Annotated in this window: 8 protein-coding genes; 6 read left to right on the top strand and 2 right to left on the bottom strand. The window is 47.5% G+C overall.

Annotated features, from left to right (window positions below):
• The first annotated feature begins 450 nt into the window (after positions 1-450).
• Complete coding sequence (locus tag H6F72_RS26035; protein ID WP_190442358.1) at positions 451-618, top strand: hypothetical protein; 168 nt, start codon at positions 451-453, stop codon at positions 616-618.
• 21 nt (positions 619-639) lie between these two features.
• On the opposite strand, the gene H6F72_RS30510 is transcribed toward H6F72_RS26035, so the two are convergent.
• Positions 640-1599, bottom strand: a complete 960-nt coding sequence (locus H6F72_RS30510; RefSeq protein ID WP_242017144.1) for a YgcG family protein — start codon at positions 1597-1599, stop codon at positions 640-642.
• Between the two features lie 224 nt (positions 1600-1823).
• On the opposite strand from H6F72_RS30510, the gene H6F72_RS26045 reads away from it, so the two are divergent.
• Together H6F72_RS26045 and H6F72_RS26050 are read left to right on the top strand one after the other, a co-directional pair.
• A complete protein-coding gene (locus tag H6F72_RS26045) occupies positions 1824-3191 on the top strand; it encodes an NB-ARC domain-containing protein (RefSeq protein ID WP_190442360.1) in 1368 nt (455 codons plus the stop codon).
• Positions 3192-3193: 2 nt separating this feature from the next.
• Entirely contained in the window at positions 3194-4270 is a 1077-nt protein-coding gene (locus H6F72_RS26050) for a serine/threonine-protein kinase (RefSeq protein WP_190442362.1), read from the top strand.
• On the opposite strand, the gene H6F72_RS26055 is transcribed toward H6F72_RS26050, so the two are convergent.
• Positions 4264-5577: an ABC transporter substrate-binding protein gene (locus H6F72_RS26055; RefSeq protein ID WP_190442364.1), complete on the bottom strand. Its 1314-nt coding sequence runs from the start codon at positions 5575-5577 to the stop codon at positions 4264-4266. The two genes, H6F72_RS26050 and H6F72_RS26055, sit on opposite strands and share 7 nt — an antisense overlap.
• Before the next feature lie 226 nt (positions 5578-5803).
• On the opposite strand from H6F72_RS26055, the gene H6F72_RS26060 reads away from it, so the two are divergent.
• The 3 genes from H6F72_RS26060 to H6F72_RS31250 form a co-directional block, all read left to right on the top strand.
• The gene (locus H6F72_RS26060) at positions 5804-5995 is read left to right on the top strand and encodes a hypothetical protein (RefSeq protein WP_190442367.1); all 192 of its coding nucleotides are present in this window, start codon (positions 5804-5806) and stop codon (positions 5993-5995) included.
• A complete protein-coding gene (locus tag H6F72_RS26065) occupies positions 5996-6193 on the top strand; it encodes a tyrosine-type recombinase/integrase (RefSeq protein ID WP_255527380.1) in 198 nt (65 codons plus the stop codon).
• 309 nt (positions 6194-6502) lie between these two features.
• Positions 6503-6619, top strand: a 117-nt coding sequence (locus tag H6F72_RS31250) for a DUF4177 domain-containing protein (protein WP_190442370.1), incomplete at its 3' end; no start/stop codon positions are given.

Below are 6619 nucleotides of genomic sequence, written 5' to 3' on the forward strand. Positions count from 1 at the left end.
CAATTTCATCAGGAGTTTTCCTGTGTAAGCGTAGAATGGTTTAGCCTGAAAATTGGAATGAGGTTGCTTAACTGAAGCAACTAAGCGATCAGCGATCGCTGCCATGAGACGGTCGAAATCACGGAGGCGAAACGAGGACAAATTAGTGTAGATAACCGCAGGTCAGGAATGATGCCGGAAGGGTTGCGGTGAATAAGAATGTTGAGTGCTTGGTTTAAAGCTTAAGTAAGACGGGCTGAGAAGGCATTCGTTCTACCCACAAATCGCATAGTGGTAAGTGCGTAAGGGTGATTGTGGGAAAGTGCAACTTAAAGGGTTAATGCCACCTTCTAGGTGATTGTCTACCGGAGTCATTATTTGTGGTCTCAGGCGATCGCAAATTCAGTAACTAGCCGCGTTGCCGTGGGTGAAAAGCGAAACTGAGGCTTGTATTAATAAGCAGTTGTAGCGATGATGTTAGCCCTCAAGTGCACGATCGCCTGTGATGAAATGCAAGATGAAAAGATGACAGAATATGATGCCATCTTTTGCCGCTGTGCAGAGCAGTGTAAGGCGATCGGCCTCATGTCTACCGCTTACTTCCGCCGAGCCAATCTTGAAGTTGGGCAGGTGTCTTAATTAATCGGGTGTCGTTGGAGATCAAAAGCCACCGCCTGCGCCACCCCCGCCACTGCTACCGCCACCAAAGCCACCCCCCCCGCCACTGCTACTGCTGCCACCACTACAACCGCCAAACCCTCCACCGCTATAGCCGCCGCTATGGCTGCTACTTGTAAAAGACCAGATTGGGCGTTGTTTAGATCGCTTGTTTCCCCCCCCGCCACTGTTGGAATCATCGTCATCATGATTGCGAATGAGCGCAGCAACGCATAAGGCAGCAAACAATAGAAATCCTCCCCATCCTAAAAAGTTGAATAAGTCACGGGTGAAGTCTGATACCTCTGTAGCTGAGTTGGAAGATACCTCGTCCACGGAACTGGGGCTAACTGCTGTATTCATGGCAGATGTCTGTACAGCTGTGGTGTTTAGTGATGTATTGGCGGTGGGGCTGGAAGAACTAACACTGTAAATCACGGGGGCTAAATCTTGGGTCACCGCTTGAATTCCTGCTAAAGTGCCGCCATCAAAATCACCTTGCTTCAAGCGGGGAACAATTTGCTGATCAATAATCTGCCCCACCTGAGCATCCGGTAAATGCTCCTCAATGCCATAGCCTGTCTCGATCTCGACACGGCGATCGCCTAGGGAAATGAGAAACAAAACGCCATTATTATGCGCCGCCTTACCAATTCCCCAATAGTTAAACAACTTTGTGGCAAACTGTTTGGGCGTTGCAGAAGGTGCAGTATCTGGAACTGTGACCACAGCAATTTCACTGCCATTTTTTGCTTCCAATTCCGAAATCTTTTGATTCAGGTTGGCTTCTGTTGCAGGGCTGAGGATATTTGCCGTATCGGTCACCCATCCCCCATTCACCTGCCGAGGGTTGGGCACTTGCTCAACTGAAACAGCGAGGCTCACAGTTGGGATACTGACAATGGCAACCGTTGCTAAGCTTAGGCCAATCGTGGATTGAAATCGCGTTACTGTAAAAGTCATACTATTTATTTCCTAGCGAAATTTCACATCAAGTTCCGCCCAGAGAGCGAGAGTCAAGAGAGCTGAAAACAGCGGCAGGCATTTCCTTGCATTTTTCTCGCGACACTCTAAACTGGAGTTGTTATTGCATCCAGATTAAGGGGAGCAGTCGTTAGGAACGCTCTAATCACCGTTAGGAATTTGGTTAGGATTAATGGTTAGAAATTGCAGTCCAGCAGCGAATCATGGTGTTGATCCCAGATCCATTTGATCAGGCCGTAACCACTTGGAATCTTGATAAACTGTATCCAGACTTGGCTACTGCTAAACGGGAGATTGCCCCTCATAAGAAACTGGGATTGACCGAGGTTGAGAAGTTGCATCTGCGAGGGCTACTTTGTGGCTACAGTCCAGCAGAGATCGCAACACAATTAGTGAAGACAGCCAAAACTGTAGAAGTTGATCTGTGTAATACTTTGTACCGTTACGTAGAAGCTTTAACGGGGAGAGCCACAAATACGGTTGAGAGTTGGAGAGAGATCACAACTTGGCTAGAGGCAGCAGGCTATAAAACTTCTACACTAGAGGGTGAGGTGCAACCCACTTCGAGTTGGGGGGAAGCACCCGATATCTCTGTGTTCTATGGGCGACAAGAAGAACTCGCGACTTTAGAGCAATGGATTGTGGGCGATCGCTGTCGTATCGTCACTTTGTTGGGCATGGGCGGAATTGGTAAAACGAGCTTAGCGGCTAAACTGGCTCACCAAATTCAAGGTCAATTCGATTATTTGATTTGGCGATCGCTGCGTCGGCCCTTACCGCTAGAAGAATTATTAGGCGATTGGTTACAGCTACTCTCTCCTAAGCGTGTGACTCACTCACCCATTAAGATTGGAAGCCAACTTGCTACCTTGATGGAGTATCTGCGCAAGTACCGCTGTTTGTTGGTCTTGGATAACCTAGAAACGATTCTACGCAGTGGCGATTTTGCAGGACATTATCACGAAGGATATAAAAGCTATGGGGAATTATTGCAACGATTGAGCCAAGAAACTCACCAAAGCTGTCTACTTTTGACTAGTCGCGAACAAACACGAGAAATTGCTTTATTAGATGGTAGCAATCAACCTGTGCGATCGCTCAAACTTGAAGGGCTCAAAGAAGCAGCACGAGAAATTTTGCAGGCCAAAGACCTATCAGGTGAAGGACAATGGACTACTTTAATTCAAATCTATCGCGGCAATCCTCTCGTCTTAAAAATGGTTTCTACGACCATTAAAGAAATTTTTGATGGCAGTGTGACAGACTTTTTGAAGCAGCGCATGACTCTGATTACTGGAGATATTAACGATTTTATTGAGCAGCAAGTCAACCGTTTATCTCCTTTAGAACATGAAATTCTATATCAGGTTGCGAAAGTCAAAGAACCTGTCATGCTGGCTAAGTTGCAAGAGAGTTTACAACCTGTTTTGCCGTCCGATTTATTACGAGCTTTAGAATCTTTAGTGAGGCGATCGCTGATTGAAAAAAGCGTCGCTGGTTTTACTTTGCAGCCCGTTGTGATGGAATATGTCACGAATCAACTGGAACAACTAAAGCAGCTAGAGGATTGAGTGTGAGCTACTGTATCAATCCGAAATGCCTAGTACGCCAAAATCCCAATGATATTGCCGCTTGTCTTGCCTGTGGCACCCCTCTGCTGATCCAGCAACGCTACCGCTTAGTTCAACCGTTGCGGGAACTGGATGAACTGGGACAGACTGAAGTCTTTCTAACTGAGGATCAAGGGATGCTGAAAGTCCTGAAAGTCCTGAAAACTCCTAAATTACTCAAGCTATTTGAGCGAGAAGCAAAAACGCTGCAACAGTTGCAACATTCAGGCATTCCGCGAGTAGAACCTGATGGTTTCTTCAGCCTTTCAATCCACCCTGTTACTTATAAACATTCTCTAATGCTGCACTGTTTGGTGATGCAAAAGATTGAGGGGCAAAATCTAGAGCAGTGGTTAGAGCAACAGGGCCCTATTTCAGAGGCGATCGCTTGGCAATGGCTGAAGCAACTAGTGGAGATTTTGGATGTTGTGCATCAGCATGAGTTGTTTCATCGAGATATCAAGTTATCTAACATCATGCTCCAGCCAGGAAGTCAACTCGCTTTAATCGACTTTGGCACAGCTAGAGAAGTGACCAATACCTATCTCGCTAAAGTCGGCAGTGGTCGAGAAGTCACAGGAATTGTTTCGCCAGGCTACACCCCTTTAGAACAGGTGAATGGCAAAGCGGTTCCTCAATCAGATTTTTACGCTTTGGGTCGTTCCTTCGTCTATCTGTTGACTGGCAAACATCCGATCGACCTACTAGAAGATCCGCAAACAGGAGCCCTGAATTGGCGCGATGCCGCCTCCCAAGTTTCAGCTAGACTTGCAGATTTAATTGATGACTTAATGGCTCCTTTTCCTGGACAACGCCCCCTGAATACTCAGGAAATTTTGCAACGCTTAGCTCCTGACTTTCCATCTCCGCAGAAACCGCCGTCTCTGGCGAGTCCGCGCCTGCGATGGTTAATCATCCTCAATCTATGCCTGTTTCTACTCCAGCTGATTACAGGCTTCTTGTGGTTACAGGCCAAGCAACAGCAAAACTGGGACACCTATCGCGATCGTGACCTGCCTCTACCCGCCCAAGTTCAATAGCTCTTGGCCAACAATCGCCGGGTCTCTTTGGCTGCTGCTTGCATCGTAGCGGCTGCACTCGATTGTCCGGTTAGGGCTGCACTGAGATGACGCTGGAGAATTTGAGAAGCTTGGTCATACTGCGGGATGGATGGACGCAAAACCGGATGCTCTAGGACTTGGAGCAAACTGGGAAAGTGAGGATATTTTTGGGCGATCGCAGGATCTATAAAGAGATCGCGACGGGTAGGTAAATATCCAGACTGAAGCACAAAGCGACGCTGTGACTCCGCACTGGTGAAAAATTGAATCGCTCGCCAAGCTGCTTCGGGGTGTTTAGCATTTCTCGCAATCCCAAGCCCCCACCCTCCTTTACAAGCTGCACTACGATAGCCTGGGGCATGCACCATCGGTTTAATGCCAACTTTTCCTTGAAGCGTTTTCATCGCCTCAACTCTCGGCCAGATATAAGGCCAGTTACGTAAGAAAGCTACCTCGCCTTGCTGAAACTTCTCGAAGGATTCTTCTTCGTCGTAGGTTGTAGTTTCAGCGGGAGAGATGCCCAGTTGCAACGTATCTCGGAGAAATTCCACAGCCTGGATGGCTGGAGCTTGATCGAGTCCAACTTCCCCAATTTCCGGGTTGATCCAGAACCCACCATATCCAGCCAGGACTTCCGCAAACATCGCTACCAACCCTTCATACTGTTGCCCCTGCCAAACGTAGCCCCAGCGAACCTGTTGCTGTTGCTGTAACTGTTGGGAAACCTGCACTAGCTCTGCAAATGTTGATGGGGCTAACTCGCCTATCTGCTGTAGTAAATCCTTGCGATAGTAGAGCATACCGACATCGGTGCGGAAGGGGATGCGATATAGCGCTCCTTGGTAACGTCCTGCCTCAATGTCATCGATTAAAAATGGAGCTAAGTCATTGGACGAAACGTGATCTGAGAGATTGCTGAGCCAACCTGCGGCGGCAAACTTTGGAGTCCAGATGATATCGAGATAGATCAAGTCGTAGATCGAGCTGCCTGTTTGTAGAGCAGAAGTATAGATGGCTTCCACTTCATTGGTAGTGTAAGCTCCTTCCACCAGTTGGATTTGAATATCGGGATTCTGTGCTTGAAAATCTTGAATCAGCCTTGACCAATGCTGGCTTTCAGGAGCAGGAACTACAAATGTCAGCGTAATAGGTGCCTTTGGCCAAGTGAACCAAAGTAGCAACAAAATAACAAGTTGCACCCCAGCTACTACTCCCAAAAATTGCGGCTTGTGCAACTGCTCGAATAACTTTGATAGTTTTTTCAGAAACTGGGGAATGGCTTTCATGAGCAGTAGGAGCAACCCATCACTTGAGAACAGTATGAATAAAATTTAGCTACTGCTGGAGTGGAGGAGCGATCGCCGTTACAAAATCAGACCTGGAACAGCTCCCTAACCCAGGATAGCAGGCAATAACCTTTGTCCACCCTTCTAGGTCCTGATCAGCAATTCTTCTAAGCAAAGGATGAGCGGGTGCAAGCGGCTTTAACCCAAGCAGTGCAATGGGCTCAGAATGAAGATTGCCCTAGCCCACATTAACTTTCCTCTCATCCTAGTTGCCAAGAATGAGAAGCGCTCCCAACGGTTTCAAGTGATGATGCAAGTGGGATATCGAGTCATAAAAGCAAGAAACGGCCAAGAATGCTTAGCCCTTTATTCCCAGAGCCAACCGGATTTAGTCTTGCTCGATGTCATCCTTCCCTAGCTGGAAAGCTTTACCTGTTGTGCCGAGCTAAAAACCCACAGTTTTGAACAAAATGCTCTGACCCAAATGAGCCGTGCAGGGATACCGCTACAAGTCATTCAGGAGATATCGGGGCATCGTAGCTTGCAAGCGCTTCAGTGGTATCTAGAGGTGTCGGAGCTGCAACTGGAGGGGGCGATCGCGGCATTGAGGTTTTAAGAAGCGATCGGTAGCTCGTCGATAGTTGGTTTTGGAATGATATAGAGAAAGATTCGCTCTATTATCCAAAGTTAGATCAATAACCGAATTTTTCAGTCTAATCTCCTAGCTAGACCGCTATCCTTTAGTGGCAGTTATGTCCACTTTTGAGTGAGTGGTGGAGCCAAGTTGGGTTAATGGTTGAAGCAACGGGGGAGCTGAGCTTTCAGAGATTTGCTCGGGGGGCGATCGCCTCCAAGATCAGACTTTGTAGTGAAAGATGGGTATCGGAAAATTCTAGGGTAATTTTGAAACGCTTTAGAGAAGGCCATGAGTGAGTGGGAATATAAAACGATTAAGTTCTTTGCTCAAGGAACATTCGGGGCCGGGAAGATTAACGAAATAGAACTTGAGGATGTACTGAATGAAGCGGGAGCTAGAGGCTGG

It is taken from the genome of Trichocoleus sp. FACHB-46 (genome assembly GCF_014695385.1).
In the GTDB taxonomy this organism is placed as follows: Bacteria; Cyanobacteriota; Cyanobacteriia; order FACHB-46; family FACHB-46; genus Trichocoleus.

What these genes read in the sequence shown, in the direction of transcription:
- H6F72_RS26035 (WP_190442358.1), top strand. Translation starts at nt 451, where the DNA reads ATGATGTTAGCCCTCAAGTGCACGATCGCCTGTGATGAAATGCAAGAT.
- H6F72_RS30510 (WP_242017144.1), bottom strand. Translation starts at nt 1,599, where the DNA reads ATGACTTTTACAGTAACGCGATTTCAATCCACGATTGGCCTAAGCTTA.
- H6F72_RS26045 (WP_190442360.1), top strand. Translation starts at nt 1,824, where the DNA reads ATGGTGTTGATCCCAGATCCATTTGATCAGGCCGTAACCACTTGGAAT.
- H6F72_RS26055 (WP_190442364.1), bottom strand. Translation starts at nt 5,577, where the DNA reads ATGAAAGCCATTCCCCAGTTTCTGAAAAAACTATCAAAGTTATTCGAG.
- H6F72_RS26060 (WP_190442367.1), top strand. Translation starts at nt 5,804, where the DNA reads ATGAAGATTGCCCTAGCCCACATTAACTTTCCTCTCATCCTAGTTGCC.